Annotated in this window: 27 protein-coding genes; 10 read left to right on the top strand and 17 right to left on the bottom strand. The window is 69.5% G+C overall.

The window, feature by feature from the left end; all coding sequences use genetic code 11:
* Positions 1–58: 58 nt before the first annotated feature.
* The 3 genes from AB8M46_RS34770 to galE all read left to right on the top strand — a co-directional run bounded on the left by AB8M46_RS34770 (position 59) and on the right by galE (position 3,027).
* Positions 59–778 carry a metal-dependent transcriptional regulator gene (locus tag AB8M46_RS34770; RefSeq protein ID WP_016332755.1) on the top strand — a complete coding sequence of 240 codons (720 nt, stop codon included), beginning with the start codon at positions 59–61 and terminating at the stop codon, positions 776–778.
* Positions 775–1,956, top strand: a complete 1,182-nt coding sequence (gene galK, locus AB8M46_RS34765) for a galactokinase (RefSeq protein WP_394362937.1) — start codon at positions 775–777, stop codon at positions 1,954–1,956. The genes AB8M46_RS34770 and galK overlap by 4 nt, the downstream gene beginning before the upstream one ends.
* Positions 1,957–2,073: 117 nt before the next feature.
* Positions 2,074–3,027 carry a UDP-glucose 4-epimerase GalE gene (gene galE / locus AB8M46_RS34760; RefSeq protein ID WP_394362954.1) on the top strand — a complete coding sequence of 318 codons (954 nt, stop codon included), beginning with the start codon at positions 2,074–2,076 and terminating at the stop codon, positions 3,025–3,027.
* Here the strand turns inward: galE and AB8M46_RS34755 are convergent.
* The 3 genes from AB8M46_RS34755 to AB8M46_RS34745 all read right to left on the bottom strand — a co-directional run bounded on the left by AB8M46_RS34755 (position 3,002) and on the right by AB8M46_RS34745 (position 7,038).
* Positions 3,002–4,066 carry a DUF4192 domain-containing protein gene (locus AB8M46_RS34755; RefSeq protein ID WP_394362936.1) on the bottom strand — a complete coding sequence of 355 codons (1,065 nt, stop codon included), beginning with the start codon at positions 4,064–4,066 and terminating at the stop codon, positions 3,002–3,004. The two genes, galE and AB8M46_RS34755, sit on opposite strands and share 26 nt — an antisense overlap.
* 149 nt (positions 4,067–4,215) lie before the next feature.
* Positions 4,216–5,070, bottom strand: coding sequence for a M23 family metallopeptidase (locus AB8M46_RS34750; protein ID WP_350598436.1), 855 nt, complete (start codon positions 5,068–5,070; stop codon positions 4,216–4,218).
* Positions 5,071–5,226: 156 nt separating this feature from the next.
* A complete protein-coding gene (locus AB8M46_RS34745; protein ID WP_037343324.1) occupies positions 5,227–7,038 on the bottom strand; it encodes a Xaa-Pro dipeptidyl-peptidase in 1,812 nt (603 codons plus the stop codon).
* Between the two features lie 83 nt (positions 7,039–7,121).
* On the opposite strand from AB8M46_RS34745, the gene AB8M46_RS34740 reads away from it, so the two are divergent.
* Positions 7,122–8,687, top strand: coding sequence for a DUF4139 domain-containing protein (locus AB8M46_RS34740; protein ID WP_394362935.1), 1,566 nt, complete (start codon positions 7,122–7,124; stop codon positions 8,685–8,687).
* An 81-nt stretch (positions 8,688–8,768) separates the two neighbouring features.
* On the opposite strand, the gene AB8M46_RS34735 is transcribed toward AB8M46_RS34740, so the two are convergent.
* Genes AB8M46_RS34735 through AB8M46_RS34725 form a run of 3 tightly spaced genes read right to left on the bottom strand, consistent with a single transcriptional unit; the run spans position 8,769 to position 10,647 of the window.
* Positions 8,769–9,200 (bottom strand): CBS domain-containing protein, encoded by a 432-nt coding sequence (locus tag AB8M46_RS34735; RefSeq protein ID WP_037343317.1) that lies wholly within the window; start codon positions 9,198–9,200, stop codon positions 8,769–8,771.
* Between the two features lie 47 nt (positions 9,201–9,247).
* Entirely contained in the window at positions 9,248–9,730 is a 483-nt protein-coding gene (locus tag AB8M46_RS34730) for a hypothetical protein (protein WP_037343313.1), read from the bottom strand.
* Complete coding sequence (locus AB8M46_RS34725; RefSeq protein ID WP_125737807.1) at positions 9,727–10,647, bottom strand: neutral zinc metallopeptidase; 921 nt, start codon at positions 10,645–10,647, stop codon at positions 9,727–9,729. The genes AB8M46_RS34730 and AB8M46_RS34725 overlap by 4 nt, the downstream gene beginning before the upstream one ends.
* An 85-nt stretch (positions 10,648–10,732) precedes the next feature.
* Here AB8M46_RS34725 and AB8M46_RS34720 point away from each other — a divergent pair, with 85 nt between their 5' ends.
* A complete protein-coding gene (locus AB8M46_RS34720; protein WP_394362934.1) occupies positions 10,733–12,739 on the top strand; it encodes a prolyl oligopeptidase family protein in 2,007 nt (668 codons plus the stop codon).
* Between the two features lie 65 nt (positions 12,740–12,804).
* Here the strand turns inward: AB8M46_RS34720 and AB8M46_RS34715 are convergent, their stop codons facing one another.
* Positions 12,805–13,119 carry a DMT family transporter gene (locus tag AB8M46_RS34715; protein WP_394362933.1) on the bottom strand — a complete coding sequence of 105 codons (315 nt, stop codon included), beginning with the start codon at positions 13,117–13,119 and terminating at the stop codon, positions 12,805–12,807.
* A complete protein-coding gene (locus AB8M46_RS34710) occupies positions 13,119–13,766 on the bottom strand; it encodes an FMN-dependent NADH-azoreductase (protein ID WP_394362932.1) in 648 nt (215 codons plus the stop codon). The genes AB8M46_RS34715 and AB8M46_RS34710 overlap by 1 nt, the downstream gene beginning before the upstream one ends.
* 94 nt (positions 13,767–13,860) lie before the next feature.
* Between AB8M46_RS34710 and AB8M46_RS34705 the strand changes: the two genes are divergently transcribed.
* The gene (locus tag AB8M46_RS34705) at positions 13,861–14,445 is read left to right on the top strand and encodes a TetR/AcrR family transcriptional regulator (protein ID WP_394362931.1); all 585 of its coding nucleotides are present in this window, start codon (positions 13,861–13,863) and stop codon (positions 14,443–14,445) included.
* Here the strand turns inward: AB8M46_RS34705 and AB8M46_RS34700 are convergent, their stop codons facing one another.
* Complete coding sequence (locus tag AB8M46_RS34700; RefSeq protein ID WP_037343302.1) at positions 14,446–14,844, bottom strand: SRPBCC domain-containing protein; 399 nt, start codon at positions 14,842–14,844, stop codon at positions 14,446–14,448.
* A 55-nt stretch (positions 14,845–14,899) separates the two neighbouring features.
* Between AB8M46_RS34700 and AB8M46_RS34695 the strand changes: the two genes are divergently transcribed.
* Genes AB8M46_RS34695 through AB8M46_RS34685 form a run of 3 tightly spaced genes read left to right on the top strand, consistent with a single transcriptional unit; the run spans position 14,900 to position 16,963 of the window.
* The gene (locus AB8M46_RS34695) at positions 14,900–15,499 is read left to right on the top strand and encodes an ABATE domain-containing protein (protein WP_037343299.1); all 600 of its coding nucleotides are present in this window, start codon (positions 14,900–14,902) and stop codon (positions 15,497–15,499) included.
* Between the two features lie 18 nt (positions 15,500–15,517).
* Positions 15,518–16,567, top strand: a complete 1,050-nt coding sequence (locus AB8M46_RS34690) for a DUF2293 domain-containing protein (protein ID WP_394362930.1) — start codon at positions 15,518–15,520, stop codon at positions 16,565–16,567.
* 39 nt (positions 16,568–16,606) lie between these two features.
* Positions 16,607–16,963, top strand: a complete 357-nt coding sequence (locus AB8M46_RS34685; protein ID WP_394362929.1) for a DoxX family protein — start codon at positions 16,607–16,609, stop codon at positions 16,961–16,963.
* On the opposite strand, the gene AB8M46_RS34680 is transcribed toward AB8M46_RS34685, so the two are convergent.
* From AB8M46_RS34680 to AB8M46_RS34665, 4 genes are all read right to left on the bottom strand, one after another.
* A complete protein-coding gene (locus tag AB8M46_RS34680; protein ID WP_394362928.1) occupies positions 16,951–17,601 on the bottom strand; it encodes a hypothetical protein in 651 nt (216 codons plus the stop codon). The two genes, AB8M46_RS34685 and AB8M46_RS34680, sit on opposite strands and share 13 nt — an antisense overlap.
* 80 nt (positions 17,602–17,681) lie before the next feature.
* Positions 17,682–20,498: a vitamin B12-dependent ribonucleotide reductase gene (locus AB8M46_RS34675; protein ID WP_037343291.1), complete on the bottom strand. Its 2,817-nt coding sequence runs from the start codon at positions 20,496–20,498 to the stop codon at positions 17,682–17,684.
* A gap of 34 nt (positions 20,499–20,532) precedes the next feature.
* On the bottom strand, positions 20,533–21,021 hold the full coding sequence (nrdR, locus tag AB8M46_RS34670; RefSeq protein WP_034311932.1) for a transcriptional regulator NrdR: 489 nt from the start codon (positions 21,019–21,021) through the stop codon (positions 20,533–20,535).
* A 301-nt stretch (positions 21,022–21,322) separates the two neighbouring features.
* On the bottom strand, positions 21,323–21,817 hold the full coding sequence (locus AB8M46_RS34665; protein ID WP_394362927.1) for a LysM peptidoglycan-binding domain-containing protein: 495 nt from the start codon (positions 21,815–21,817) through the stop codon (positions 21,323–21,325).
* Between the two features lie 318 nt (positions 21,818–22,135).
* Between AB8M46_RS34665 and lexA the strand changes: the two genes are divergently transcribed.
* The gene (gene lexA, locus AB8M46_RS34660; protein ID WP_037343289.1) at positions 22,136–22,852 is read left to right on the top strand and encodes a transcriptional repressor LexA; all 717 of its coding nucleotides are present in this window, start codon (positions 22,136–22,138) and stop codon (positions 22,850–22,852) included.
* An 82-nt stretch (positions 22,853–22,934) separates the two neighbouring features.
* Here the strand turns inward: lexA and AB8M46_RS34655 are convergent, their stop codons facing one another.
* The 4 genes from AB8M46_RS34655 to AB8M46_RS34640 all read right to left on the bottom strand — a co-directional run bounded on the left by AB8M46_RS34655 (position 22,935) and on the right by AB8M46_RS34640 (position 26,367).
* Positions 22,935–23,948, bottom strand: a complete 1,014-nt coding sequence (locus tag AB8M46_RS34655) for a hypothetical protein (protein WP_394362926.1) — start codon at positions 23,946–23,948, stop codon at positions 22,935–22,937.
* A gap of 111 nt (positions 23,949–24,059) precedes the next feature.
* Positions 24,060–24,311, bottom strand: a complete 252-nt coding sequence (locus tag AB8M46_RS34650; protein WP_394362925.1) for a hypothetical protein — start codon at positions 24,309–24,311, stop codon at positions 24,060–24,062.
* Between the two features lie 81 nt (positions 24,312–24,392).
* Positions 24,393–25,826: a GTPase HflX gene (hflX, locus tag AB8M46_RS34645; RefSeq protein WP_037343286.1), complete on the bottom strand. Its 1,434-nt coding sequence runs from the start codon at positions 25,824–25,826 to the stop codon at positions 24,393–24,395.
* A 43-nt stretch (positions 25,827–25,869) separates the two neighbouring features.
* Positions 25,870–26,367, bottom strand: coding sequence for a transcriptional regulator (locus AB8M46_RS34640; protein WP_037343284.1), 498 nt, complete (start codon positions 26,365–26,367; stop codon positions 25,870–25,872).
* Between the last annotated feature and the right edge of the window lie 26 nt (positions 26,368–26,393).

Raw genomic sequence — 26,393 nt, 5'->3', positions numbered from 1 at the left:
TCCCGCCTCGGTGCTTGTTCTCCCCACGCCTGCGTCGCTGTCGGTGCCAGCGACTACGATGAGCAACGCGGACGAAGGGGACAGCGTGAACGATCTCATCGACACCACAGAGATGTACTTGCGTACCATCTACGAGCTCGAAGAAGAAGGTGTCGTCCCGCTGCGGGCCCGGATCGCGGAGCGGCTGCAGCAGAGCGGCCCGACCGTGAGCCAGACCGTCGCCAGGATGGAACGCGACGGACTGGTCGTGGTCGCGGACGACAGGCACCTGCAGCTGACCGAGCACGGTCGCGAGCTCGCCATCGCGGTCATGCGCAAGCACCGGCTGGCCGAGCGCCTCCTGGTCGATGTCATCGGCCTGGAATGGGAGCACGTCCACAACGAGGCCTGCCGCTGGGAACACGTGATGAGCGAGGCCGTCGAGCGCAAGCTGGTGAAGCTGCTCGACCACCCGACCACGTCGCCCTACGGCAACCCGATCCCGGGGCTGGACAAGCTCGGCGACGGTGATCCCGCCCCGCCCGCCGAAGCCGACCTCGTGCGGCTCGACGAGTTCGCCCGCATGGGTGGCGGCGAGGTCGAGATCCGCCGCATCGCCGAGCACGTGCAGCTGGACGAGACGCTGATGACGGAGCTCAAGTCGGTCGGCATCGTGCCCGGCAGCCGGGTCAAGGTCGGCAAGACGGCGCCCGGCGGCACCATCGAGGTCACCGGCGGGAGCAGCACCGCGCAGGTGCCCGTCTCGGCGTTGCACGCCGTGCTGGCGCAGGCCAGGTGAGCGCCGCGTCCGACGCCGCGGAGACCTTCCAGGACCTCCACGGCCGGGCTCCGGCCGGCGTCTGGTCCGCACCGGGCCGGGTGAACCTGATCGGTGAGCACACCGACTACAACGACGGTTTCGTGCTGCCGTTCGCCCTCCCGCACCGGCTCGCCGCCGCGGCGTCGCCGCGCGAGGACGGTGTGCTGACCGTGGCCACCCTCGGCTCGGACGGGCGGGTCCAGGAATCCGGCCCGCTCACCATCGCCGATCTGCGGCCCGGCTCGGTGGAGGGGTGGGCCGCGTACCCGGCCGGGGTCGCGTGGGTCCTGCGGGACCAGGGCCTCACCGGCGGTGCGGACGTGGCGATCGCGGGGAACGTGCCCTCGGGGGCTGGCCTTTCCTCCTCCCACGCGCTCGAATGCGCCGTCGCGCTCGCCCTCCTGGGGCTGGCGGGCATCACCCCGGGGACCGGCGCGGGTGCGCCGACCCTGCACGAGGTGGCCCGCTGGGTGCAGCGTTCGGAGAACGACTTCGTCGGGGCGCCGACCGGCCTGCTCGACCAGACCGCTTCCCTGTGCTGCACGGAATCGAACGTGCTGTTCCTCGACGTCCGTTCCGGTGAGCTGGAGCAGGTGCCGTTCCCGCTGGAGGAATCCGGCGTCCGGATCCTGATCATGGACAGCCGCACGAAGCATTCGCACGCCGAGGGCGGCTACGGCGAACGCCGCCGGGGCTGCGAGCGCGCCGCGGAGCTGCTCGAAGTGAAGGCGCTGCGGGACATCGGCGTCGACGGGCTGGACACCGCGCTCGCCAAGCTGCCGGACGAGCTCGTGCCGCTGGTGCGCCATGTGGTGACGGAGAACCAGCGCGTCCTCGACACCGTGGAGCTGTTGCGGGCGGGCCGGATCACCGAGATCGGCCCTCAGCTCGACGCCTCGCACGTGAGCATGCGCGACGACTACCGGATCTCCACCCGTGAACTCGACCTCGCCGTCGATTCGGCCCGCGAAGCCGGGGCGCTCGGCGCGCGGATGACCGGCGGCGGCTTCGGCGGGTCGGCGATCGCCCTGGTCCGCGAGTCCGATGTGGACACCGTGGGCCGGGCGGTGAAGGCCGCGTACGAAGCGGCGGAGCTGCGCCACCCCAGGCTGTTCACCGCCGTGCCGTCGCGTGGCGCGGGCCGCGACGAGCTCTAGCCGCCGCACCACCCCCGGGCGCGCACCGTGCCCGGGGGCGAGGACACTGGGCCGCGACCGCATCCGCAGCAGAAAGGCGCGAACGTGACCGACGAACCGACCAAGACCCTGAAGCTGATGGTGACGGGCGGAGCCGGTTATGTGGGCAGCGTCTGCGCGGCCCGCCTCATCGAGGCCGGGCACGACGTCACCGTGGTCGACGACCTCTCCACCGGGCACGCCGACGCGGTGCACCCGGACGCGACCTTCGTCGAGGGCGACGCCGCCGAGGTCGCCCGGCGCCTGCTCGGTGACGGCTTCGACGGTGTCCTCCACTTCGCCGCCAAGTCGCTGGTGGGCGAATCGATGACGGATCCGGCGAAGTACTGGGAAGGCAACGTCCTCACCTCGCTCCGCCTGCTCGAGGCGATGCGCGACCACGGCACGAAGCGGCTGGTGTTCTCCTCCACCGCGGCCACCTACGGCGAACCCGAGTCCTCCCCCATCCCGGAGACCGCGCCGACCCAGCCGACCAACACCTACGGCGCGACGAAGCTGGCCATCGACCACGCGATCACGTCGTTCTCGCGCGCCCACGGCATCGCCGCGGTCAGCCTGCGCTACTTCAACGTCGCCGGCGCCTACGGCTCCTTCGGCGAGCGGCACACCACCGAAACCCACCTGATCCCCCTCGTGCTCCAGGTCGCCACCGGGGACCGCGAGCGGATCCAGATCTTCGGTGACGACTACCCGACTTCGGACGGCACCGCCATCCGCGACTACATCCACGTGGTCGACCTCGCCGACGCGCACCTGCTGGCCCTGCGGCACGCCGCCGACGGCGAACACCGCATCTACAACCTCGGCAGCGGCACCGGTTTCTCGGTGCTCGAGGTGATCGAGGCGTGCCGCCGCACCACCGGTCACGAGATCCCCGCCGCGGTCGCGCCGCGCCGCGCGGGCGACCCGTCGGTGCTGGTGGCCTCCAGCGAGCGGGCCGGTCAGGAACTCGGCTGGAAGCCCGAACGCACCGACCTCGACGGCATCGTGGCCGACGCCTGGGCGTTCACCCAGTCCCGCCAGAACGTCTGAGCCTGATTTCCGGTGGTCCTTCGGCTTGCTGCCGCAGGACCACCTCGATCAGATCGGACGGCGGCACCATCGCGTTGAGGGCCGTGGTCAGCAGCTCCGCCAGCCGGTGCCCGGGGTCGGCCTCGGCGGCCCTGGCCAAGGCCATCCCGGCGGTCGCCAGGTCACCTCGGACGTAGGCGGCGTGCGCCTTCAGGACGAGCGCCTCGGCCGCTTCGGGTGCCGGGAGCTCCCTGGCCAGGATGAGCCAGAGGTCCTCCGCCACGCGGGCGAGCGACGAGTCCGCGGGGACGGCCGTGAGCAGACAGGCGCCGCGAACCTCGACCAGGGAAAGCGCCCAGGCCAGCCGGACGGCTTGGTCGTCGCTGATCGCCCGGTCTCCGCTGTCGGCGCGGGTGAGGGCGGCGTTCACCTCGGCGACTCCGGCCGGGACGGGATCTTCCCCTCGCCACGGCGGATCGGCCATCCTGGTGAGCAGATCGGCACGTCTGGCGAGCGTCTCCGGCGCGACGGGGTCGAAGAGCCGCTCGACCTCGTCCCGGCTCGCGTGGGTGACGTGCCCGGCGCCGGTGACGACCGCGGCGGCCACCGAGTCCCGCGGATCCGGCAGGATCCCGCCACAGGTCCGCTCCCGGTAACAGCCCCACCGCACGTCGGCGGCGATCCGGGGCGCCCACACCGCATGTGTCACCGAGATCTCGTACTCGGCCAGCGAGGCTTCCAGGCGCCGGATGAACCGGCGCCGCGGTGGCCGCCCCGCCTTGTTCGCGGCGCCACCGCCGACCACCGCGAGGGTGGCGCCGGTGTGGCCGGACACGGCGAGCCTGATCGCCAGGTCACGCGCCTGGTCTTGTTCCAGGCCGGGCGGCGGCAGGTCCACGCGCATGACGAGGCCCTGTTTCCTCCGTCCCGGGCCGCGCAGGCCGAAGACGACGACGGAGTCCTCGGGGTGGAATCCGAGGAGGTACGGGATCGCGGCGAGCAGGTCCGCCGGATCCGTCAGATCGACCTTGGTCCTGCCGGTCGGGGTGGAAGTGGTCATGCCCCCACCCTGCGGCGGGAATGGGGCCGCGGGGTGGGGGCATGACAGATCTGTGGACAGCCGGGACCGTTGTGGACAACCGCCGCGGGACCGGTCGTGGGACGCCGATCCTGTCGGTGAGGTGATCTACAGTGCCCGGCCCCGAGTGATCAGCCGCAGTGTTCGAACGGGCTCTCGTAAGCGTTCGATCCGACCGAACCACCCCACTTGACGCAGGTCGAGGCGGCCGTCTTCTTCACCGGTCCGGCGTAGTAGGTGAAGCTGCCGGAGTCGGTCACGCGAGCCGAACCCTGTACTTCGAGGAACGCCGAAACCGGCGAGGCGGTGCCGAGCGAAACGGCCTTCAACGTGGTGACGCAGTTGGCCCCGGTCGAGGCGTTGTACAGCAGGTACGCGGTTCCCGAACCGTTCGCGAGCCCCTGCGAGTCAACGACCGAGAAGCCGCTGCCGCACACCTCGGTGGCCTCGTACGGGTTGCCGCCGCACGAGTTCTTGCTGGTGAAGTTCGTGTGGCCGTAGTACGGCACCGCGACCCCGTTCAGCACCGCCTTCTGCACCACGCCGTTGAGCCGCTCTTCGAAGTGCAGGTGCGGACCGGTCACCCCGCCGGTCGCGCCGGCCGTGCCGATCTGCTTGCCGAGGCTGACGGCCTGGCCGACCGAGACGGACTGCGTCGACAGGTGGGCGTAGCGGGTACGCCAGCCGCCACCGTGGTCGATCTCGACCCAGCGCCCGTAGCTCGTGCTGCCTTCGTTGGCGACCCGGGTGACGGTGCCGCCCGCCGAGGCCAGCACCGGCATCCCGGTGATCCCCGACTTCTGGAAGTCGACCGAGTTCGCCGGGCTGTGCCCGCTGAACGTCGCCGCCGTGACCGTGACGCCGCATTTGAAGGGGACCTGGAAGTTCGGGGCGGCCGACGCCTGCGTCGTGCCGGCGAGGGTCAGGCCGAGCGCGGGGATGACGGCGGCCGCGGCGAGCACTGCGAAACGGCGCAACCTGGACATGGAGACCTCCATCAGGTGGGGAAGCCGGACAGGACGGAGCAAAGCCGGGGGAAATACATTTTCCGTACAAGCCCGAGGTCGGGTCGGCGTTTTCCATCCGAAACGCCGGATGCCACGTCCCGAGGGAGACGTGGCATCCGGAAAGCGCGGCCCTGATCAGCCGAAGGCGGCACGCAGCGCGGGTTTGCCGCCCGCCACCGGCAGCACCAGCGTGGTGCGGTTCAGTTCGACCGAGACACCGGCGCCCGGCTTCGGCCGGAGCGTGTAGTCGTGGTCGCTGGAGGCCACCAGGAACTCGATCTTGTGCCCGGCCGCGAGCAGGTAGTCCTTCGCGACCAGTTCCACCTCGACCTTGTAGTTCTCACCAGGGGTGATCGGATCGGTGCGGGCGGGGTCGCGCCGGTTCTGCGGGTCGGTCCAGCCCCGGGTGATCACCTTCGCCGTCCCGTCCGGGGCGCGGTCGAGGAGCACCGCGGTCACGTTCGCGGCCGGCTTGTCGAAGGACAGCGACAGATCGGTCTTCACGGTTCCGGAAAGCCGCACGGGCTGCTTCGCCGCAGTGGTCGAGTACAGCAGGCGGTTGCCCGAAGACGTGGCGGCCGCCAGCTGTTCGATCGTCTTGCCCGCGTCGTCCGCCAGCGTCTCGACGGCGGCCTTGCCCGGGACGGGGTTCCGCGTGTCGAGCTTGCCCTTCGAAGAACCGCCGGGCCACGGGTACAGCTTGACGTCCTGGGTGCCGGGCAGCGGCCACTCCGGCTCGTCCACCCACGACTTGTCCTCGCGCTGGATGGTGGCCTTCGGCTCGCGCTCGATGCCGTTGTCGATGCCGTAGAGGTAGTGCGACATCCACTTGTTCAGCGTCGCGAGCCAGACGTCGCGGCGGAGGCTGTACGGGTCGGCGTGCCCGGCCTGGTGCAGCCAGATCTTGTGCTCGACACCGCGCGCCTTGAGCATTTCGTACCAGCGGGTGCCCTGGTCGGTCTTGACGTTCCAGTCGCCGAGACCGTGCACCACGAGCACCGAGGCGCGCACCTTGTTCACGTCGTTGCGGTAGTTCCGCACGTCCCAGAAGCGGCTGTAGTCGCCGGTCACCCGGTCCTGGTCCACGGCGATCCGGTCGATCGACGGACGGCAAACGGCGCGATCCTGACGTGTGTAGACGTAATCCGCGAGCACGTCCGCGTCCTCGCCCTGGAAACCGCCGGCCGCGACGACGGCGCCGTCGTTGCGGTAGTAGTCGTACCAGCTGGAGATCGCCGCGATCGGGACGATCGTCTCCAGCCCTTCGACGCCGGTGCTGGCGACCGCGTTGGGCAGCGTCCCGTTGTAGGAGACGCCCGTCATGCCGGTCTTGCCGGTGCTCCAGTCCGCGACCGCGGCCTTGCCCGCCGCGTCGCGTGCCGTCGCACGGCCGTTCAGCCAGTCCACAATGGACTTCGCGCCGATGGTCTCGTTGACGTCGCCGGTGCTCGGGCAGCCGGTGGACTGACCGCTGCCGAGCGATTCCCCGTACACCACGGCGAACCCGCGGGCGGTGAAGTAGTCCTGGTAGCGCCAGCTGATCGGTGCCGCGTTGGGGCCGACGGTCTTCGTCGCGATCCGCGGGCCCGCCGGGGCGCGCTTCGCGCCGGGCACGTACAGCTCCACGTCGACGTTGTGGTTCGCGACGTCGTTGCCTCCCGCGTAGTACGGGCTGGCCTGGTAGACGACCGGGACCTTCATGCCCTGCTGTGTCGCGCGAGGACGCACGACCTCCGCGTGCACGAGGTCGTCCTTGCCGTCGTGGTCGCTGTCGACCGGCGCGGTGACCCAGACGTTCTCCCGGATGACGTCCGCCGGGTCGAACACCGGCTGGGCTTGGCCGTCCTTGAAGACCGGCGTTGGCGGCGCGTCGGCTTGGGCGGGCAACGCCGTCGCCGGAAGGACCAGGACGGCGGTGAACAGGGCGGCGAGCCTGGCGACTCTCACAAGACCCCCAAAAGGCTGGTGGGCAAGACGAAGCTGAGGCTTCCGGCCACCCGATCGGGTGTCAAGAGACTAACGTCGGAGGCATGCCGAGCACCCTGGAAGCACCGATCGTCGCCGTCACCGTCTATCCGCACCACGCCCGGATCACGAGGCGGGCTTCGGCGGCCCTCGACGGGGAAACGCGTTTCGCCTTCGCGGGCCTGCCGTGGAACCTGGACACGGATTCGGTCCGCGTCACCGGTTCCGGTCCGGCGGTCATCGCCGGGGTCGACGTCGCCGTCGAGCGCCATCCCGCGCCCGCGGACGCGTCACTGCGCGCGCTGGCCGAACAGCGCAAGGCCGATCAGGCGGTGGTCGACGAGGTCGCGGACGCGGTCTCCGCCGAGACGGCGAAGGTCGACCTGCTGACCGGCCTGGCGACCCGTAGCGGCAAGAGTTTCGCGAAGGCGCTCGCGGCCGGCACGGCGGAGCCGCCCCGCGTCGCCGAAGTCACCGACGCGCTGGGCACCCAGCTGGCCGAGGCTCTGGGCAAGCGCCGCGAACTCGGCATCCGCCTCGCCCGGCTCCGTGACGACCTCAAGGCGCTGGACCGCGAGATCGAGGCGAAACGAGGGGCGTCCGAAGTGGACAGCGCGACGGTCACGGTCGAGCTGGAGCCCGGGGAGGACCGCGCGGAGATCGGCCTCGAACTGTCCTATGTGGTCGCGAGCGCGAGCTGGGAGCCGGGCTACGACGTGCGTGTCCGCGGCGAGGACGTCTCGCTGACCTGGTACGGGCGGATCACCCAGCACACCGGCGAGGACTGGCCGGAATGCGACCTGGCCCTCTCGACCGCGCGGCCGGCGAACACCGTCGAAGTACCGGAGCTCGAACCCTGGTTCCTCGACCGCGTGCGGCCGGTCCAGCCGTTGATGGCGCGCGCGGCGTACGGCAGCGCGTCGCCCGCGGGTGGCGGGATGCCGGAGGCGGCGGGCATGCCGGCGCCCGCCGGCCCCCCGATGGCCGCGCTGACGGCGTCCGTCGAACAGGGCACCACCGCGGTCACCTACCGGCCGAGCCGCCCGGTGGCGGTGCCGTCGGGGGCGCAGGGCCACCGCACGACGCTCGCCCAACTGGAGCTGACGGCGAAACTGGGCTACATCTCCGCTCCGGCGGTGTCCCCGGAGGCGTTCCTGCGGGCGACGGTGGTCAACACTTCGGAGCACACGCTGCGGCCGGGGAAGGCTTCGGTGTTCCACGAGACGGAGTTCGTCGGCACCACGCGGCTGGACGTCTGGGCGCCGGGCGAGGAACTCGAACTCGCCCTCGGCGTGGACGACCGGATCAGGATCGAGCGCGAACTCACGCACCGCACGGCGAGCAAGGCGACGCTGTCCGGCGTCCGCAAACGGGAAGCCGCGTACACCACGACGATCGTCAACCACAGCCCGCGCGAGGCCGTCGTGACCGTGCTGGACCAGGCACCGGTCTCCCGGGACGACGCGATCACCGTCCGGGACGTGCGCACCACGCCGGAGCCGGTGGAGCGGACCGAGCTGGGCGAGTTCACGTGGCGGCTGACGCTCGCTTCGGGCGCGAAGGGCGTCGTGACGCTCGGGTACCGGGTGGACGTCGCGAAGGGGGTCGAGCTGTCGGGGTGGCGCGAGTAGCCGCCCCCGGATGCAATGAAAGGTCTTTTCCTTGCGAAATTTGCAAGGAAAAGACCTTTCATTGCACGGACCGGACCGGGATCAGCCCTGCGAGATGTACGCCTCCAGCTGTTCCTGGCTCTGCTCCAGCTGTTCCATCCGGGTCTTCACGACGTCACCGATGCTCACGATCCCCGCTAGCCTGCCGTCCACCACCACCGGGACGTGCCGGATACGGCGTTCGGTCATCAGGACCGACAGCTGGTCCACCGAATCCTCGGGGGTGCAGCTCGCGACCATCTTCGTCATGATCGCGGACACCGATCCGTCGAGCAGCTGGGGTCCGCGCTCGTTGAGCCGTCGCACCACGTCCCGTTCGGAGACGATCCCGACGATCCCGCCCTCGGGGTCGACGACCACCAAGGCGCCGACGTTGTGCTCCGCCAGTCTCTCGAGCAGTTCGGTTACGTTCGTCTCCGGCGAGACGGTCGCGACGGCCGCCCCCTTGTTCCGCAACAGATCGGAAATCCGCATACGCGCTCCTCCCGGATGGGTGACCTGAGTCACTCCAGGTTATGGCCTCACCGCCGTGCGCGAAAGTCCGGAGAGTCCGGTTCGAGACCGAGCCGGGTGGCGAGCGCGTCGTAGGCCTCGATGATCCCCAGGCCGTAAGGGTCGTCGCCGAGCGCGCCGAGTGTTTCCCGCCCGAGCGCCCAGTGCTTCTTCGCGGACTCGTGATCACCGAGTTTGCGGTAGTCCTCGGCGAGGTTCAGGTGCAGCGAGGGGTAGAACCCGCGGACGGCGAGCGTCGCGTGGTACTCCTTGGCACGTTCGTCGGTGAGGGAATCGGCCGCCGCGAGCGCGCGGAGATCCCAGGCGAGTTCGTCGGCCGGGTCGTCGCACACGTCGGCCATGTAGTGCGCGAGCGCGCACCGGTGCAGCGGGTCGCCGTCCTCGCCGATCCGTTCCCACAACGCCGCGAACCTCTCGCGCGCGCCGGCGCGGTCGCCGGAGATGTGCGCCTGGAGGCCGGTGTTGATCTCGGCCATCACCTCGTCGGTCATTTGACGTCCGAAGCGGGCGCCGCCCAGGTGTTGCACGCCGACGTCGTCTTCCCGGAGAACCCTGCCTTCGCCCATTTCAGCTGGTTACGACGGCTGCCGTGGGTGTCGCTGTCGTCGGCGCGGCCGTAGTCGTCGAGTGCCGCGTTCGCCAGCGACTTGCTGATCGAGCCGCGACCGGCGGCGGCCGCGAGGGCGAGCGCGCCGAAACAGTTCGCCTGCAGTTCGATGCGGCGGACGAGTTCCTTGTCGGCCGGGCTGTCCTCGCCCGGCGACGACATCTTCTCCGCGGCCGCCGACAGGATCCCGCTGGACCGCTGGATGTGGTGCCCGTACTCGTGGGCCATCGTCGCGAGATGACGGGACCGTTCGAGACCCGCGTCGCCCAGCATCCACTGGGTCGGCGCGTAGATCGTGGTGTCGCCGCCGCAGTAGTAGGCGACGGCCTCGTTCTCGCTCGGCGCCTTCCCGCACGCGCTGGTCTCGGGCAGCGTCACCTGCACGGTCACCGTCAGCGCGGGTTCGTTCGCCTGGTCCAAGGCGGGTTTCCAGGATTCGGCGAGACAGGACACGAAGGTCTTGTAGTACGTCTCCAGTTTCGCGGGCTCGCGGCTGATCGCGGGCAGCCGGCAGGTGACGGCGCCGAGCGCGATCCCCTCCGCCAGCAGCGGGTTCGTCTCCAGTTCCCGCACCTCCTTCGGCGCGGGTTTCGCGTTCCCGGCGGGCGCTTTGGCCCCTTCGGAGGTGTACACACCGGACGCCGGGAGGGCTTGGCCGTCGATCTTCCGCGGTCCGCCCGCCATCGCCATCCCGGTGGTGGTCAGCGCGGCGACGATGAGCAGACCGACGACGGCCGCCCCCGGGTTCCGGCGAGGCGGCGGGGGCGCGAACGGTCTGGGTACCTCGTCGGTGCCGGTCATGGTGTCCCCCAAACGTGCGAGCCCACAGCATACGGAATGCCACACCTGGTGGCGCCGGGACGGAGCACCCGGCGAGACTGTGGGCATGAGTGACGAGGACCCGTACCTGTGGCTGGAAGACGTGACCGGCGAAGCAGCGCTGGACTGGGTGCGAGCCCGCAACGCCGAGGCGCTGGCGGAACTGTCCACCGGCGAGCGGTTCGCCGAGATCCGTGACGAGGTCCGCGAGGTCCTCGACGCCGACGACCGGATCCCGTACATCCGGCGCCGCGGCGAATATCTGTACAACTTCTGGCAGGACTCGGCCAACCCCCGCGGCCTGTGGCGCCGCACCACCCTGGAGCAGTACCGGCTCGACGACCCGGAGTGGGAACTCCTGCTCGACGTCGACGCCTTGGCCGAGGCCGACGGCGAGAACTGGGTGTGGCAGGGCGCGGCCGTCCTCCGTCCGGGGTATCACCGCGCATTGGTCGAACTGTCGCGCGGAGGCGCCGACGCGACCGTGGTCCGCGAGTACGACCTCGACGAGCGCCGTTTCGTCGACGACGGGTTCTTCGTCCCCGAGGCCAAGACCAGGATCGGCTGGATCGACCAGGACCGCGTCTACGTCGGCACCGACTTCGGTCCGGGGACGCTGACCAGTTCGGGCTATCCGCGGCTGGCGAAGGAATGGCGTCGCGGCACGCCGCTCGAAGAGGCGACGGTGGTCTTCGAGGGCAAACCGGACGACGTCTCGGTGTCCGCGCACCACGACCCGACCGAGGGCTGGGAGCGCGACTTCGTCTACCGGTCGATCGACTTCTACCGCACGGAAAGGTATGTCCGGACGGCCGCCGGTCTCGACCGCATCGAGGTCCCCGAAGACGCCCAGACGTCCTCGCACCGTGAGTGGCTGCTGATCCGGCTTCGCTCGGACTGGACCGTCGAAGGCACGACGTACCCTTCCGGCGCCTTGCTCGCCTCCGACTTCGACGCGTTCATGGCGGGCGAGCGCTCCTTCACGACGTTGTTCACGCCGGACGCGCACACGTCGCTGGAGTACTGGGCGTGGACGCACAACCACCTGCTGCTCTCGACGCTGTCCGACGTCCGGACGGAACTTCACGTGCTCACGCCGTCCGAAGGCTGGACCTCCCGGCCGCTCGCCGGCGCCCCGGAACTGGGCACCGCGCAGATCACCGGCACGGACCCCGACGTCAGCGACGAATACCTGCTCGACTCCAGCGGTTACACCCAGCCGTCGACGCTGAGCTACGGCCACGTCGGAGGTGACGTCGAGGTCCTCAAGCGCGCTCCGTCGTTCTTCGACAGCGAAGGCATGACGGTCTCGCAGTACTTCGCGACGTCCGAAGACGGCACGAAGATCCCGTACTTCGTCGTACGCCCCTCCGGTGCCGAAGGCGGCCCGACGCTGCTGACCGGCTACGGCGGCTTCGAGGTCTCACTGACCCCCGGCTACAGCGGCATCATCGGCCGCGGCTGGCTCGCGCGAGGCGGCACGTACGTCGTCGCGAACATCCGCGGTGGCGGCGAATACGGGCCGGACTGGCACACCTCGGTGACCAAAGCCAAGCGGTACAAGGTGTACGAGGACTTCTCGGCCGTCGCCGCCGATCTCGTCGAGCGCGGGATCAGCGAGCCGTCCCGGCTCGGGATCCAGGGCGGCAGCAACGGCGGGCTGCTGATGGGTGTTATGCTGACGCGCTATCCCCACCTGTTCGGCGCGATCGTGAGTCAGGTGCCGCTGCTGGACATGAAGCGGTATCACAAGCTCCTCGCGGGCGCGTCGTGGATGGCCGAGTACGGCGACCCCGATGATCCGGCGGAATGGGACTTCATCGGGAAGTACTCGCCGTACCAGAACGTCCACGCGGACCGCGCGTACCCGCCGGTCCTGTTCGTGACCTCCACCCGCGACGACCGGGTGCATCCCGCGCACGCGCGCAAGATGGTGGCGCGGATGGCGGAGCAGGGGCACGACGTGCGGTACCACGAGAACATCGAGGGCGGGCACGGCGCGGCGGCCGACAACGAGCAGCTCGCGTTCAAATGGGCGCTGATGTTCGAGTTCCTGTGGGAGAAGCTCGCCTGACATGTCATGAAAGGGCCGTTCAGGACATCTTTCGTCCTGAACGGCCCTTTCATGACACTCGGAGCTCACTCGGTCACCTTCGCGAGCACCACCCCTCCGACGATCAGCGCCATCGCCGCGAACCGGCCGAAGCTGACCGGGTCCTTGTGGATCACGATGCCGAACACGATCGCGCCCACCGCGCCGATCCCGGTGAAAACGGCGTACGCGGTCCCCACCGGGATCGAGTCCATCGCCTTCGACAGCAGGTACACCGCGGCGACGCCGAGCACGAAGCACAGCACGGTCGGCCAGAACCGGGTGAAGTTCTCCGTCGGCTTGATGCTCTGCGACCAGGCGACCTCGACGACTCCCGCCAGCAGCAGGATTCCCCAGCCCATCAGACTTCCCTCCCAGCCTTTTCGGCGCCGAGGAGCGCCTGCTCCCGCGACGCGATCCGGTCGGCGTCACGCGGGCTCAGCCGCGGGTCGACCAGGGCGTTCGTCAGTTCGGAGTGCAGGAAGGTGACGTCCCGGACGTCGTAGTGCCCGGCGAAGAAATCGCGCAGGTAGCGCTCGTGGTGGTCGACCGGCTCGCGCGGCGTACCCGGCAGGTACGTGCCGCCGCGCGCTCCCGCGACCACGAAAGCCTTGCCCGCCAAGGACATCTTCGGGAACGTCACCTGGTCGATCCACAGCTTGAGCGTCGCGGGGATCGAGAAGTTGTACATCGGCGCGCCGATCAGCACGACGTCGGCGGCGAGCAGTTCGGCCAGCAGCGGCTCGATGACCGCCCAGGCTTCGCGCTGCTCCGGCGTCTTCACCACGGAGGCGTACCCCTCCGGATCCGTGATCCCCGCCTGGAGGAGAGCGTCGCAGAGCTCGGTCCAGGCCTGGCCGATCGGCGGCACCGGGTCGGCGGCCAGGTCGCGGTAGGTGTAGGACGCGCCCGGGTTCGCGGCACGCCAGGCGCCGGCGAACCGGGCACTCAGCTCGCGGGAGAACGACGCGCTGCGGGCACTGGAGTCGAGGTGGAGAAGGTGGCTCATCGGGGCCTCCGAGACCAGGAAGTGGACACGGCGTCCACTTGCTTCGCCAGGTACAAGTGGACGCCGCGTCCGGATATTCCCTAGGCTGCGAAACATGCCGGAAGATCTGCTCGCGAACGGTCCGGGACGGGAACGTTCGGACGCCGCCCGTAACCGCGCGAAGATCCTGGAGGCCGCCGAAGGGCTCTTCGCCGCACGTCCGGCGGCCGACATCACCATGGAGGACATCGCCAAAGCGGCCGGAGTCGGCCGCGCGACGCTGTACCGCCGCTACCCGGACCGCTCGGCGATCGCCGTGGCCCTGCTGGACGAACACGAGCGGGAACTCCAGGAGCGGCTGCTCACCGGCCCTCCCCCGCTGGGGCCCGGCGCGCCGCCCGCCGAGCGGCTGGCCGCGTTCTACGCGGCGATGATCGGACTGCTCGCCCGGCACGCGCATCTCGTCCTCGGCACCGAGGTCGGGCACTCGCGGTTCACCACCGGGCCGTACCGGCTGTGGCGCACCCATGTCCGCCATCTCGCGGAGCAGGCGGGCGCCCCGGATCCGGACGTGCTCGCCGACGTCCTGCTGGCGCCGCTCGCCGTCGAAGTGTTCCTGCATCAAACAGGCGAGCTCGGCCTGAGCGTCGAACGGATCACCGACACCCTGGCCGAGCTCGCCCGGCGAACGTTCTCCTGATCAGCCGGCGAGACCGTCGACGACCAGCTTCATCACGGCCTGCCAGTGCTCCCGCTGCGCGGCGCGCTCTTCCGGGCCGGTCAGCCGCTCCTGGTGGAAGACCACGGTCGTCTTGCCCGGCCCGGCCGGACGGAGCCCGACCTGGACCGTGCTCTCGTGATCCCAGTCCTTCGGCCGCCAGGTGAGACGGATCTTCTCGCGCTCGCGGTAACCGCGGACCTCGCCGACGGTGCCCTCGGCCGTCTCGTACGGCGCGCCCTTCTCCGGCTCCAGCGACACTTCGCCCAGCCAGGCCGCCAGGCCCGGACCCGAGAGGTACTCCCAAACCTCGTCCAGCGGATACGCCACCGTCTTGGACACGCCGATCTCCCAGCCCGCGTCCTTCGTCTTGCCGATCATCACGCCTCCGCTGTAACCGTCTTACCTGGTTTCTGAAACCGACTATAGTGGTTACATGACTCCGGGAACAAGAGTGCTCGTCAACGCCCAGGGCGAGCGGTACCGGTTCGACCCGGGCAGCCTCAGCCTCGAACTCATGCTGACCGGCGGCCCCGGCCCGTACGAGCGTTACGAGATCGCGCATACGCCGTCCGCCCTCGCCGACTGGTTCACCGGCTCCCGGCTGGCGCTGACCGCTCCCCTGACCGACGTCCGGATCCGGCCCGCCGAACTCACCGCGCTCAAGGAACTGCGGGACACGCTCTACCGCGTCGCACCCGCCCTCGCCCGGGGCGAAGCACCGTCGGCCGGCGACCTCGCCGTGCTGAACAGCGCGACCGAAGCCACCCCGAGGCCGCTCGTGGACCCGGAGACCCGGCGGCTCGCCTGGGCGCCACCCGTCACCGGGAAGCAACTCCTCGGCGCCGTCGCCCGCGACGCCATCGGCCTGGTCGCGGGCGAACGCTCCGGCCGCGTCCGCGAATGTTCCGCGAGCGACTGCTACCTGCTGTTCTTCGACACCTCGCGGTCGGGCAACCGCCGCTGGTGCTCGATGGAACGCTGCGGCAACCGCGCCAAGATCCGGGCGTACCGGGCCCGGACCGAAACCGCGTGATCGCTAGGATTCCCGGCGATGCAGGGTGAAGCGAAACTGGAGCAACGCGTCGTCGACACGGCGGAAAAGCTGCTGGCCAAAAAGAAGTCGGTGACCGCGCTCGGCATCCTCACCGGCATCGGCTGGCTCTCGGAGAACGTCGTCGACGCCTGGCAGCGCGGCCGGATCCCCGCGCTGACGGGGGCGCTGTCGGTGGCACCGGAGAAGCTGACCTTCGCGCTCGGCGCCCTGCAACGCTGGGCCGCGGCGAACGGCCTCGAAGCGTCGGAGATCGAGCACGTCGGTGCGACCCGGGACCGGACGGCCCTCCAGGTGACCTCCGGCGAGCTCGCCGGTCTCGAACCGCTGTTCCGGACGCACTGGATCATGCCGGGACTGTCCGAAGCCAAACGCGCGCAAGTCGAAGCCAGGCAACGGAAAGCACCCGACCTCATGGTGTCGGTGGCCCTGCGGGATTGGACGTGCGCCGACTGCGGCGGCACCGGCGACCTGTGGTTCGCGGAGAACGAAAAGCCGCATTGCCTCGACTGCGCCGACCTCGGCCATCTGGTCTTCCTGCCTTCCGGCGACGCCACCCTGACCCGCCGGGCGAAGAAGGCGAGCCGGCTTTCCGCCGTCGTCACCAAGTTCAACCGTTCGCGGAAACGCCATGAGCGGCAAGGGATCCTGGTCGAAGAAGCGGCACTGCGCGCCGCCGAGGAACAATGCCTCGCCGACGAGGACATCCGGGAACGGCGCCGCGGCCGCGACCGGGAACGCCGCGCCCACGAAGACGTCGAGTTCACCGCCCGGTTCCACACCGCGATCACCGCGATGTTCCCCGGCTGCCCGCCGGACCGGGCACGCGCCATCGCCGAACACGCGGGCCTGCGCGGCAGCGGCCGGGTGGGCCGGTCCGCCGCCGGGCGGGAACTGGCCGAACGAGCGGTGTTCCTCGCCGTCGTCGCCTCGATCCGGCATCTGGACACCGAGTACGACGACCTCCTCATGGCAGGAGTTGAACGCCAGGCCGCCCGCGACCGCATCCGGCCCGCCATCGACGCGGTGCTCGACCGCTGGCGTTCCTGACCACTGTCACGTTCGGGGCACGGGCCTCGTCCACGGGGCATGTTCACCGCATACCTCATCGTGGCCATCGTGACGATCGCCCTCAACGCCGGGGCGGCGATCGCCGATTTCGTCCATGCCCCGTTCGTTCTCGAGAATTCCGCCGCCGTCGACGTACCCCGTTCCTGGATCGTGCCCCTGGGGCTGGTGAAGGCCGCGGGCGCGGCGGGGCTGATCCTCGGCCTGTTCGGGGTCCCGTACCTCGGGGCCGCCGCGGCCACCGGGCTCGTGCTGTTCTACATCGGCGCGGTCGTCGCGCATGTGCGCGCCCGCGTTTTCGGCGACATGATCGTCCCGGGCGGACTCCTGGCGCTGGCCGCGGTCGCCCTGGTCCTGGATCTCGCTCAAGCCAGGTAGGGACCGAAGTGCCCGGCGACGACGTCCGCGATCGCCTCGGCGTCTTTCGAGCCGTCGACCCACAGCACCCGGATCCTTAACCTTTCCGCGCTCCGGACGGCGTCCTCGGCGACGAGCCGGTCTCGCGCGATCCGGTTGCGCTGCGCCCGTTCGGGGTCACTGACCCGCTGTGTCACCGCCCCGGCACGGGGCAGCACACGAAGCTGGTGCTCGCGGAACTCGTCCGTGGGCACCAGCACGATCATCCGCCGGGGTGAATCCAGGAGTGGCGCGACCAGTTCAGGGCGCAGCCCCCAGCCCTCGGCGAGGATCGGGCGCCCGGACACCAGCGCGCGCAGATCGTCCAGCGCCCAGGCGAACCGGGTCGGGAAACCGGCGATCGTGTCGGCGGCCATCCGTTCGGGTGTCGTCTCGACCCAGACGGTCTCGGGGTCGGGATCCTCGACGGGCGAACCGTTCCGGACGCGGTGGGCGATGCGGCGGTCCTGATGGGCGCGGGCATCGTGGAAGTCGTAGTGGTAGACGGTGATGCCGTGGCGGCGGGCGAGCAGGCGGGAGACGGTGGACTTGCCCGCCCATTGCCCGCCGCAGATCCAGAGCGCCTGCTTGAGTGTGCCGAAAGGATCAACGATGGTCACGCACGCGCCTCCGGTGTCATGAAAGGGCCGTTCAGGACATATATCGTCCTGAACGGCCCATTCATGACATTCGCTTTGATCTAGCTGCAGCCGGAGGTCGCTCCGCACCCTTCGCAGGCGTAGCACGAACCGGCGGGCCGCATCTTGGTGCCGCAGGTCATGCAGAGCGGCGCGTCGGAAGCGGTGCCCAGGTTCAACTCCACCAGTTCCGCCGTCGAATGCGCGACCTTGGCGGGCTCGGCGGACGAGGAGTCCACAGTGGACCGGAGGGCGTCGATGTCGACGTTCTCCGGTTCCGCGGCGGGAGCGGTGCCGTAGCTCGCTTCGACCTGCGCCGAACGTTCGTCGGCGGTGAAGATGCCGAGCTGCGAACGCTTCTCGTACGGCAGGTAGTCCAGAGCCAGCCTGCGGAACAGGTAGTCCATGACGCTGGTGGCGATCCGGATATCCGGGTCGTCGGTCATGCCGGCGGGCTCGAAACGCAGGTTGGAGAACTTCGAAACGTAGAACTCCAGCGGGATCCCGTGCTGCAGGCCGACGGAGATCGACATCGAGAACGCGTCCATCACGCCCGAAAGGGTCGACCCCTGCTTGCCGAGCTTCACGAAGATCTCGCCGAGGCCGTCGTCCGGGTACGAACCGGCGTGCAGGTAGCCCTCGGCGCCGCCGACGGTGAACGACACCGTCTGGCTCGGGCGCTTCTTCGGCAGGCGCTTGCGGACCGGCCGGTACTCGACGACCTTTTCGGCCTCGGGCTCGGCCTTCTCCTTCTTGCCGCTGGACAGCGGCTGGCCGACCTTGCAGTTGTCGCGGTAGATCGCGAGCGCCTTGAGGCCGTACTTCCAGCCCTGGAAGTAGATCTCCTCGACCTCTTCGACGGTCGCCGACTCCGGCATGTTGACCGTCTTGGAGATCGCGCCCGACAGGAACGGCTGCACCGCGGCCATCATCCGGACGTGCCCCATCGGCGCGATGGACCGCTCCCCCACCGCGCAGTCGAATACTTCGTAGTGCTCCTGGCGCAGGCCGGGGGCGTCGACGACGTGGCCGTGCTGAGCGATGTATTCGACGATCGCTTCGATCTGCTCGCCCTGGTAACCGAGCGCGGCCAGCGCGCGCGGGATGGTCTGGTTGACGATCTGCATCGAACCGCCGCCGACCAGCTTCTTGAACTTGACCAGCGAGAAGTCCGGCTCGATGCCGGTCGTGTCGCAGTCCATCATGAAGCCGATGGTGCCGGTGGGCGCGAGCACGGAGGCCTGCGCGTTGCGCCAGCCGCTCTTCTCGCCCAGTTCGATGCCGCGCTTCCATTCCTGGGTCGCGAGCGCGCGGACCGCGGCGTCGTTCGAGTGGTAGGTCCGCACGAGTTCGTTGGCGGCGGCGTGCTTGCGCATGACCCGCTGGTGCGCCTCGGCGTTGCGCGCGTAGCCCTCGTACGGCCCGACGACCGCGGCGAGTTCCGCGGAACGCCGGTACGAGACGCCGGTCATCAGCGACGTGATCGCGGCGGCGAGCGCGCGGCCGCCGTCGGAGTCGTACGCGTGGCCGAGCGCCATCAGCAGCGCGCCGAGGTTCGCGTAACCGATGCCCAGCTGGCGGAACTTGCGGGTGGTGTCGCCGATCGCCTCGGTCGGGAAGTCGGCGAAGCAGATCGAGATGTCCATCGCGGTGATGACCAGCTCGACGGCCTTCGCGAACAGCGGCGCGTCGAAACCGCCGTCCTCGGTGGCGAACTTGAGCAGGTTCAGCGAGGCGAGGTTGCAGCTGGAGTTGTCCAGGTGCATGTACTCCGAACACGGGTTGGACGCGGTGATCCGGCCCGATTCGGGGCAGGTGTGCCAATCGTTGATCGTGCCGTCGTACTGCAGCCCCGGGTCGGCGCATTCCCAGGCGGCCTGCGCGATGGTGCGGAACAGTTTCTTCGCGTCGACCCGGTCGATGACCTCGCCGGTCGTCCGGGAGCGCAGGCCGAAGTCGCCCTCGGTCTCGACGGCCTGCATGAACTCGTCGGACACGCGGACCGAGTTGTTCGCGTTCTGGTACTGGACGGAGGCGATGTCCGAGCCGGACAGGTCCATGTCGAACCCGGCGTCGCGGAGGACCTTGATCTTCTCCTCTTCGCGGGCCTTGGTCTGCACGAACTCCTCGACGTCCGGGTGGTCGACGTCGAGCACGACCATCTTCGCCGCGCGCCGGGTGGCGCCGCCGGATTTGATGGTGCCCGCGGAGGCGTCGGCGCCGCGCATGAAGGAGACCGGACCGGACGCGGTGCCGCCGGAGGACAGCAGCTCACGCGAGGACCGGATGCGGGAGAGGTTCAAGCCGGCACCAGAGCCGCCCTTGAAGATCAGGCCCTCTTCGCGGTACCAGTTGAGGATCGACTCCATGGTGTCGTCGACCGCGAGGATGAAGCACGCGCTGACCTGCTGCTTCGACGTCGTGCCGACGTTGAACCACACCGGCGAGTTGAAGCTGAACACCTGGTGCAGCAGCATCCAGGTCAGCTCGTGTTCGAAGACCTCGGCGTCGGCGGGGCTCGCGAAGTAGCCGTGTTCGCGGCCGGCGTTGACGTAGGAGTGGACGACGCGGTCGATCAGCTGCTTCAGGCTCTGCTCGCGCTGAGGCGTCCCCACGGCACCGCGGAAGTACTTGCTCGTGACGATGTTCGTCGCGTTGACCGACCAGAAGTCGGGGAACTCGACACCGCGCTGCTCGAAGTTGACCGTGCCGTCGCGCCAGTTCGTCATCACGACGTCCCGGTTCTCCCAGGTGACCTGGTCGTACGGGTGGACGCCCTCGGTGGTGAAGACACGGCGCACGGTGAGCCCGCCCGCCTGCTTCTTCTTCCCGTTCGTCCGCGCTGTGGCCGGGTTGCCTGTTCCCACGGTCTCGGTCATGGGTCTTTCCCTCACTCCCACGCGGGAGGCGGCATCAGCCGTCTTTCGCGTCTTGATCGCTCTCGTCCGGTGTGGCAGCCATGGCCTCGCGGAGGTCCGAGATCTCCTTCTCGAAGTCCTCGACCGAGGAGAAGGAGCGGTAGACACTGGCGAACCGGAGATAGGCGACGCCGTCGAGTTCGCGCAAGGGGCCCAGGATCGCCAGGCCGACCTCGTGACTCGGGATCTCCGCCAGCCCCGCCGACCGGATCGATTCCTCGACCCGCTGCGCGAGCTGCTGCAACGCGTCGTCGTCGACCGGCCTGCCCTGGCAGGCGCGGCGCACCCCCCGGACCACCTTGTCCCGGCTGAACTGCTCGGTGACCCCGGATCGTTTGACGACGGCGAGCACCATCGTCTCCGAAGTGGTGAAGCGCCGGCCGCAAGCGGCGCAGGAGCGCCTCCGCCGGATCGCCTGACCCTCATCCACCTCTCGGGAGTCGACGACCCGAGAGTCCGCATGCCGGCAGAACGGGCACCTCATCCGCCGATCACCTTCCCCTCCGCGCCGGCCGGTCCCGAGTGGACGCCCGCCCCCGTCGCCACGCAACGACGGAAAAGATCGACATGTGGATCGATCTGTGGACATCCGGTGGGTGAACACCGGCCAGCTGTGGACAACTGGTACCGAGTCTACCCCAAGCTATGGACCAACTACAGCCATGTAACTACTACATATAGCGGTGGAGACTAGATCGCTGGTCGGACGCACGCAAGCGCAACGGCCGGGTCGATCAGACACGAAAGAGGAGCTCACCCACGACGGGTGAGAGCGCCCTTCGGGATCACCTCCCGCCTTCCGCGACCTCGGCCGCGACGGGCACCGTGAGCGGCAGCCCGGGCACGAGGACGGCGTTTTCCAGGGAGTTGAGCTCCTTGATCTTGGCGACGACCGCGCCGGTGTCACTGCCTGGCGCGAATCGCGCCGCGATCTCCGTCAGCGTCTCGCCCGCGGAAACGGACACCGTGGTGGTCCGTTCGGGCACCGCGGCGCCGGGAACACCGGCCAAGAACAGACCCAATCCGGTGACGACCCCGGCGACGAGCAAGGCCATCCCGACGAGCGACGGCCACCTGAGCGGGAGCCGCCGCGGCGCCGGGCACGCCGGGGCGACGGTGGCGACGCCGGGGCGGCGGCCCGCCACGACCCGCGCCCTGGTCGGCGGACGCAAGGGCTCGGCACGCCTGCCCCGTACCACCCGCACGGGCCGGGCCACCCCTGCCGGAACGGGCCCGGGGGAACTGGGCCGCACCAGTCCTCGATCGGCCAGAATCGACATCGGAACCTCCTCGCAGTCCTGCTGCACTCGCCGCCGGGCCGGGACCCGGCATCAAGATCGAACACGCGTTCTATCGAACGCCCGTGCGAATGTGTACCACCTTCCACCGACAAAAATCGAGCGACACGGCGTGTCCATCGAACAGATGTTTGAAATCGTCGTCCCGGCGGGCTAACGTCGTTGACCAGGGCGTCTGCTGCGCGGACGCCGCCGGTGCCGTGGGCGGGGAAGATCGTCCGCCACCGGCGAAAACACGCGAAGTCGGTCCGGGCGACCGGACGTACTGGGAGGCGACGCAGGAGATGAAGGAGCGAGACGGTGGCTAAGGAGAGCAAGGCGGGGAACGCGCCTAGGGGCTCGGGCAAGGTGCGCGCCTTGCCCGAGGTCTACGAGGTGGACGAGACCCTGACCGTGCGGCAGCAGCAGGTGCTCGACGTGATCAAACTGTGGGTGAGCCGGTTCGGCTACCCGCCGAGTGTGCGTGAGATCGGCGAGGCGGTCGGGCTGACCTCCACTTCGTCGGTGTCGCACCAGTTGCAGGCCCTGCAGCGCAAGGGTTATCTGCGACGCGACCCGAACCGCCCGCGTGCGGTGGGTGTGCTCGCCACGACGGACGACAACCCGATGGGCATCGACGTCGAGCAGCCGCAGTCGGCCGCGAAGGCCGCGTACGTGCCGCTCGTCGGCCGGATCGCGGCCGGTGGCCCGGTACTGGCGGAGCAGGCGATCGAAGACGTCTTCCCGTTGCCGAGGGAGATCGTCGGCGAGGGTGAGCTGTTCCTGCTCAGCGTCACCGGCGACTCGATGGTCGACGCCGCCATCACCGATGGCGACTGGGTCGTCGTGCGCCAGCAGCCCACGGCGGACCCGGGCGAGATCGTGGCGGCGATGATCGACGGCGAAGCGACGGTCAAGACGTTCAAGCGCAAGGACGGCCACATCTGGCTGATGCCGCACAACGAGGCGTACGAGCCCATCCCGGGTGACGACGCCACGATCCTCGGCAAGGTCGTCGCCGTTCTTCGCAGGCTGTAGCCCCAAGCCGGAGCACGCCGGGATCCCGGGTCAGCCGACCCGGGTCAGGCTCGGCAGCTTCGGCAGCCCTTCCGCCTCTCGGTCAAGCACGCCGCTTGCGCAGCCTGCCGACCAGGAGAAGGCCGCCGATCACGACGACCGCGGCGATACCGACCTGCACGTACGGGAAGTCGGCCCCCTGGCCCGTGCCACCGGCCGCGGAGGTCCCGCCCGACGTGCTGCCCTCGGATTTCGCCGCGTCCACGGCGAGGGCCGCCGCGCCCTTCACCGCCCGGATCTGCTCGCCGACGCCCTCCCCGCCGGACAGCAGCGTCCCGTCCGGATCGAAGGCGATCGCCTCCCCCTGCTTCTCGTTCGGCAGGGGTACCCGCACGGGCTCGCGCTGCAGCGCGCTCTTGAGATCCCCGTCGGTGACGGCGTAGAGGTAGGCGTCGGTGTAGGTGCGCAACGCGACCACTGAGCCGTCCGCCATCGACGCCGCGCCGGTGACGGTCATCGAACCGATCGACCCGACGGGCCCGCCGGGGGTCGAGGTCTCCTTGATCTGCAGTGACCCCACGCTCTCCAGCGGGGTCGGCCCGGGACTGGCGAGCGGCCCCGTCGGCCGGTACACCTTCGCGTCGCCGAAGACGTCCTTGGTGATCAGGTACGGCGTGCCGGAGCGGTCCATGATCAGCGCCTCGACGTCGTGCTGCCCGTCGGGGTACGTGAGCCGGTGCAGCGTCGCTTTGCCTTGCGGCGTCAGCGAGATCAGCGCGACCGTGTCCCGCCGCTTGCGGTTGTCGCCGGTGTCGGAAAGCCAGAAGGTGCCGTCCGCGGTACGGGCGAGATCTTCGGGGTCGTACGGGTCCGTGGGCGCAGAGATGACTTTTTGGACCTTGCAGTCGCGGCCGAGGACGAAGACCTGAGTCTTGGTGCCGCCGTCGTTGAGGGCGTACAGGTGCTCGCCGTCGGAAACCAGCCCGGAAAGCTCGCTAAGCCGGGAGTCGCTGTTCTTGCACACCGGCTGCGGCGCCGGGACCTCCTGCGCCAGGGCGGGAGCCGTCCCGCCGATGAACGCCGCCAGCACGACCGCCGCCGCGACAATCCCCCGCACATCCACCTCCGTACCGTGGAACCCCTGAAGCCCCACACTACGGAGACGTCCGGGACGGCGCGCAGTTCGGTGCGGACGCCGAGATGGGGCGGAATGTCGCGAAGGCCACTTTCAGCGCTGACTGTCGAACTCCTCCAGCCATACCTGGAAGTCGGCCGGGCCATACAAGTGACTCGACGGTGAAGTCATCAGGTCGGCGCCGAACAACCGGTCGAGTGCCTGCCGGACCAATTCGTCCTCTACTGGGAAGCGGTCGTCGACGAGCCAGGGACGCGCCCAGTCGTCGGCTTGCGCAGGCGTGATCGCACCGTCGACGAGAGCCTGCAGCACTTCACGGACCTCAGCGCGGGTCGGCACGGTCACGAATCCACCACCAGCGTCGAAGGGACGTGAAGGCCCCCTTCACTGCGTCTAGCGCACTGAAGGGGCCCTTCACGTACTTGCCTACAGAGCCGAGCCGTTCGTCTGGAAGTCGCTCAGCGCCGCGGCCAGCTCGGGCCTGCCGCGGACGACCAGCCGGGTACCGGTCTCGACGTGCTCTTCCTCCAGCACCTCGCCGTCGGCGTGGGCGCGGGAGACGAGCTCGCCCCGCGAGTACGGGATCAGCACCTCGACCACGACCTCCGGCCTCGGCAGCCGCTCCGCGATCACCTCGGCCAGCTCCGTGATCCCGGTGCCGGTCCGCGCCGACACCTGCACCGAACCGGCCAGCTGGTGCCGCAACCGGGCCAGCGACACCTCGTCGGCGGCGTCGGCCTTGTTGATCACCAGCAGCTCCGGCGGGAGCGGCTCGGAACGGCGCTTCGTGATCTCGGCGAGCACTTCGCGCACCGCGTTGACCTGCTCTTCCGGCGTCGGGTCGGCGCCGTCGACGACGTGCACGAGCAGGTCGGCGCTCGCCGCCTCCTCCAGCGTCGACCGGAACGCGTCCACCAGCTGGTGCGGCAGGTGCCGGACGAAACCGACGGTGTCGGTCAGCGTGTAGGTGCGGCCATCGGGGGTCTGCGCCCGCCGGGTCGTCGGATCCAGCGTGGCGAACAGCGCGTCCTCGACGAGCACCCCGGCGCCGGTCAGCGCGTTGAGCAGGCTCGACTTGCCGGCGTTGGTGTAGCCGACGATCGCGACGCTCGGCACCTCGTTGGCCACCCGGCGACCGCGTTTGGTCTCGCGGATGGTGTCCATCGCGGCGATCTCGCGGCGCAGCTTGGCCACGCGCTTGTTGATCCGGCGGCGGTCGGTTTCGAGCTTCGTCTCACCGGGACCACGCAGACCCACACCACCGTTGGCGCCACCCGCGCGGCCACCGGCCTGCCGGGACAGCGCCGCACCCCACCCGCGGAGCCGCGGGATCAGGTACTGCAGCTGGGCCAGCTCGACCTGCGCCTTGCCCTCCTTGGAGCGGGCGTGCTGCGCGAAGATGTCGAGGATCAGGGCGGTGCGGTCGATGACCTTCACCTTGACCTTCTCCTCCAGCTGACGCAGCTGGCCGGGCGAGAGCTCACCGTCGCAGATCACCGTGTCGGCACCGGTGGCCATCACGATGTCCCGCAGTTCCTTGACCTTGCCCGAGCCGATGTAGGTGGCGGGATCCGGGCGGATCCGCCGCTGCACCAGGCCTTCCAGCACCTCGGAGCCCGCCGTTTCGGCGAGCCGCGCGAGTTCGGCGAGCGAGGCCTCGGACTGGAGGGCGCTGCCCTCGGTCCACACACCGACCAGAACGACGCGCTCCAGGCGCAACTGCCGGTATTCGACCTCGGTGACATCCGCGAGTTCGGTGGACAGGCCCGCTACCCGGCGGAGCGAGGCGCGGTCCTCGAGCTCCAGTTCGCCGGTCGAAGGGTCCATGTCGTTCAGATCGTTGTGTGTCAGTTCCGTCATCGTGCCTCCATGGTCCCACGTTTCGGCGGCGGGACCGAATTCATTACCTGCTGGGATACTTCGACAGGTAGATGGCCGTGCGTTTCGCTTCCGGGTCGACCGGCCGGGACATGAAGTCGTCGACGAGCTCCATCAGCCGTGTTTCGAACTCGATGATCTGCTCGTCCGGCACCTGGACGACCAGGCGCGTCTGCTGCACCTCGTCGAATCCCACGTCGGCGATCTCGGCCAGATAAGCCTCGAAGATCGCCTGATCGATCCCCCTGTCGCGGGAATCAAGATGCCATGACAACCCGGTCGAGCGATACGGAATTTCTTTCGCACCGCGCGTGCCGCGTCGCGGCGGGAGCGCTTCGAGGAAGCCGGTGTCGACGAGCTTGCGCACGTGGTGCAGCGTCGTCGCCGGATCGCGATCGAGCCGTTCGGCGAGCTCCTTGTTGGTCAGCGCCTCGGAGTAGGTCAACCTGATGATGCGCAGCCTTATTCCGGAGGCCATCGCGGCGATCTCGGCCTCGGTGGCGGCGCGTCGTGGAGTGGGCACCGGGACAGCCTAGAGCGATTAGTGAT

Source organism: Amycolatopsis sp. SB7-3 (assembly GCF_041021335.1).
GTDB classification, from domain to species: Bacteria; Actinomycetota; Actinomycetes; order Mycobacteriales; family Pseudonocardiaceae; genus Amycolatopsis; species Amycolatopsis japonica.
Note: the sequence above shows the minus strand (reverse complement) of the source record. Positions and strands in the feature narration are given on the sequence as shown.

Excerpts from the sequence above, each read along its gene's own strand:
- galE (WP_394362954.1), top strand. The coding sequence starts at position 2,074 with ATGGTGACGGGCGGAGCCGGTTATGTGGGCAGCGTCTGCGCGGCCCGC.
- nrdR (WP_034311932.1), bottom strand. The coding sequence starts at position 21,021 with ATGAGGTGCCCGTTCTGCCGGCATGCGGACTCTCGGGTCGTCGACTCC.
- AB8M46_RS34665 (WP_394362927.1), bottom strand. The coding sequence starts at position 21,817 with ATGTCGATTCTGGCCGATCGAGGACTGGTGCGGCCCAGTTCCCCCGGG.
- AB8M46_RS34755 (WP_394362936.1), bottom strand. The coding sequence starts at position 4,066 with ATGACCACTTCCACCCCGACCGGCAGGACCAAGGTCGATCTGACGGAT.
- AB8M46_RS34735 (WP_037343317.1), bottom strand. The coding sequence starts at position 9,200 with ATGCGGATTTCCGATCTGTTGCGGAACAAGGGGGCGGCCGTCGCGACC.
- AB8M46_RS34750 (WP_350598436.1), bottom strand. The coding sequence starts at position 5,070 with ATGTCCAGGTTGCGCCGTTTCGCAGTGCTCGCCGCGGCCGCCGTCATC.
- AB8M46_RS34685 (WP_394362929.1), top strand. The coding sequence starts at position 16,607 with ATGTTCACCGCATACCTCATCGTGGCCATCGTGACGATCGCCCTCAAC.
- AB8M46_RS34675 (WP_037343291.1), bottom strand. The coding sequence starts at position 20,498 with ATGACCGAGACCGTGGGAACAGGCAACCCGGCCACAGCGCGGACGAAC.
- AB8M46_RS34700 (WP_037343302.1), bottom strand. The coding sequence starts at position 14,844 with ATGATCGGCAAGACGAAGGACGCGGGCTGGGAGATCGGCGTGTCCAAG.
- AB8M46_RS34690 (WP_394362930.1), top strand. The coding sequence starts at position 15,518 with ATGCAGGGTGAAGCGAAACTGGAGCAACGCGTCGTCGACACGGCGGAA.
- AB8M46_RS34695 (WP_037343299.1), top strand. The coding sequence starts at position 14,900 with ATGACTCCGGGAACAAGAGTGCTCGTCAACGCCCAGGGCGAGCGGTAC.
- AB8M46_RS34740 (WP_394362935.1), top strand. The coding sequence starts at position 7,122 with ATGCCGAGCACCCTGGAAGCACCGATCGTCGCCGTCACCGTCTATCCG.
- hflX (WP_037343286.1), bottom strand. The coding sequence starts at position 25,826 with ATGACGGAACTGACACACAACGATCTGAACGACATGGACCCTTCGACC.
- AB8M46_RS34770 (WP_016332755.1), top strand. The coding sequence starts at position 59 with ATGAGCAACGCGGACGAAGGGGACAGCGTGAACGATCTCATCGACACC.
- AB8M46_RS34730 (WP_037343313.1), bottom strand. The coding sequence starts at position 9,730 with ATGACCGACGAGGTGATGGCCGAGATCAACACCGGCCTCCAGGCGCAC.
- AB8M46_RS34715 (WP_394362933.1), bottom strand. The coding sequence starts at position 13,119 with ATGGGCTGGGGAATCCTGCTGCTGGCGGGAGTCGTCGAGGTCGCCTGG.
- AB8M46_RS34705 (WP_394362931.1), top strand. The coding sequence starts at position 13,861 with ATGCCGGAAGATCTGCTCGCGAACGGTCCGGGACGGGAACGTTCGGAC.
- AB8M46_RS34725 (WP_125737807.1), bottom strand. The coding sequence starts at position 10,647 with ATGACCGGCACCGACGAGGTACCCAGACCGTTCGCGCCCCCGCCGCCT.
- AB8M46_RS34710 (WP_394362932.1), bottom strand. The coding sequence starts at position 13,766 with ATGAGCCACCTTCTCCACCTCGACTCCAGTGCCCGCAGCGCGTCGTTC.
- AB8M46_RS34720 (WP_394362934.1), top strand. The coding sequence starts at position 10,733 with ATGAGTGACGAGGACCCGTACCTGTGGCTGGAAGACGTGACCGGCGAA.